The following is a 2231-nucleotide window of genomic DNA, read 5'->3' on the forward strand; positions in this document are numbered from 1 at the left end:
GTCGGACGGCCGGCGGGCCCTTCGTCATGTCCGTCGCGGGGTCAGTGGCCGCCCTCGTCGACGACCTCGACGTCCTCGATGTTCCGCTCGATGATCTCGGCCGGCAGCGCGACCCGGATCGCCCAGTAGTAGATCACCAGGGAGAAGACCGAGACCGCCGCGATGTCCCACCACATCGGGATCCGGCCGGTGCCGTCGCCGAAGCCGCCCTGCCAGGAGATCAGGCCGAGGCCCAGCAGGTAGACCGGCAGCCACTGGGCGGCCCGCCAGTCCATGTGCGGGGCGTTCGGCAGGCCCTTGCGGGTGGCGTACAGGGCGTAGCTGCCGAGCAGCAGGTAGCCGATGACGATCGCGATGCCCAGGCGGGACAGGGTGTGCCAGCCGGCCCAGTAGATGATGAGGCTGGAGACGATGAAGGAGGCCGGGGCGATGACGGGGCCGGCGGGCAGGCGGTACGAGCGCTCGCGGGCCGGCAGCCGGCGGCGCAGGGCGCCGAAGGCGAGCGGGGCGCCCGCGTACATCAGGACGCTGGCCGAGGTGATGAAGCCGACCAGCTCCTGCCAGCTCGGGAAGGGCATGAAGCAGATGACGCCGGTGACGAACGACATGATCAGGCCGAACCACGGCGCGCCGCGCTTGTCGACCCGCTCGAAGAGCTGCGGCGCGTAGCCGTTCTTGCTCAGGCCGTACGCGATGCGCGAGGTGGAGGTGGTGTAGATGAGGCCGGTGCCGCCGGGGGAGACGATGGCGTCGAAGTACAGCACCCAGGCCAGCCAGCCGAGGCCGACCAGCGTGGCGAGGCCGGCGAACGGGCCGTCGATGCCGGGGAAGTCCAGCCGGTCCCAGCCGTTGGCGAAGGTGGCGGCGGGCAGCGCGGCGATGAAGACGATCTGCAGCAGCACGTAGATCGCGGTGCCGATGGCGACCGAGCCGAGCACGGCGCGCGGGATGTCGCGCTTGGGGTTCTTGCTCTCGCCGGCCAGTTGGATCGCCTGCTCGAAGCCGAGCAGGGCGAAGATGATGCCGCTGGCGCTGACCGCGGTCAGCACGCCCTTGATGCCGAACGGGGCGAAGCCGTGCGAGGTGAAGTTGGAGCCGTGGAAGTTGGTCACGGCGAGCACGAAGATCGCGAACAGCGGGACGAAGATCTTCAGCCAGGTGGTGGCGCTGTTGGTGCGGGCGAGCGCCCGGACCCCGAGGAAGTTGACCGCGACGAACAGCCCCATCAGCAGCACGGCGACGACCATGCCGCTGGGGGTGAGGGTGCCGTTGTCGTTGAGGAAGCCCTGCGCGAACTCCCAGTGCCCGGCGTAACCGATCATCGCCTGGACCTCGATGGGCGCGACGGTGGCGGCCTGCAGCCAGGAGAACCAGCCGAACGACATGCCGGCCAGCCCGCCGAAGGCGTAGTGCGGGTAGCGGGCGGTGCCGCCGGCGACCGGGAACATGCCGCCGAGCTCGGCGTGCACGAAGGCGAGCAGGACGATGGCGACCGCGCCGATGCCCCAGGAGACGAGCGCCGCCGGTCCGGCGACGACGACGGCGTTCTTGGCGCCGTAGAGCCAGCCCGAGCCGATGATCGAGCCGACCGAGGCCCACATGAGGCCGATGAGGCCGACTTCCCGGCGGAGCGACCGGTGGGTGGTGGTTCCGGTGCCGGAACCGGTGCCCGTACCGGGCGGGGAGAGCTGGTTGAGGGAGGCCATGCGCAATCTCTCTGTGCTGTGGGGGCTCCGGTACGGAGCGCGGAGAGTTGACACACGGTAGGCGGATTCAGAGACATCTGCACAGATTTCATTACTGAATGTTTACCTACTTCGCAGGATATTTCCGCAGGTAGGAGGTGATCTGTTCATCTGCCCGTTACGTTACACATAAGTGGTTTCGGCGTTTGATCCAGATGTGAGCATTGATTTCTGCCGCCGCGGGATGATAAGGCGCGAGCGGATTATGAAAATAGGGCGATTCGTATAGAGATGCATCCCTGGCCCCCGGCCGCGTAGGGTGACCACCATGCGTTCCCGGATCCTGCCGCCGCCCGTCCGCTAGCGGGCGGCCCCCTCCACGCACCCGGCCCGGCGGCTCCGCCGTCCCCGGGCCGATGAGTGCCGCCCGCTCCACCGGTGGACCTCATCCGGCCGGGCCCCGCCCGGCACCCCGTCGTGGAGAACGAACGCATGACCACTCATGCCGCCGTGCCGGTCCGGCACGGCCTGCTGTCCATCTCGGCC

The 2231-nt window shown here is 68.8% G+C and carries 1 protein-coding gene; it reads right to left on the reverse strand.

Annotation, left to right across the window (positions count from 1 at the left end):
* Positions 1 to 41 precede the first annotated feature (41 nt).
* Positions 42 to 1706: an APC family permease gene (locus ABD308_RS12725; protein ID WP_344332814.1), complete on the reverse strand. Its 1665-nt coding sequence runs from the start codon at positions 1704 to 1706 to the stop codon at positions 42 to 44.
* Positions 1707 to 2231 lie beyond the last annotated feature (525 nt).

The sequence above is a fragment of the Kitasatospora putterlickiae genome, assembly GCF_039527695.1.
Classification (GTDB): domain Bacteria; phylum Actinomycetota; class Actinomycetes; order Streptomycetales; family Streptomycetaceae; genus Kitasatospora; species Kitasatospora putterlickiae.

Bases quoted from the DNA above. Each gene is read 5' to 3' on its own strand.
- ABD308_RS12725 (WP_344332814.1), bottom strand. From the start codon at position 1,706: ATGGCCTCCCTCAACCAGCTCTCCCCGCCCGGTACGGGCACCGGTTCC.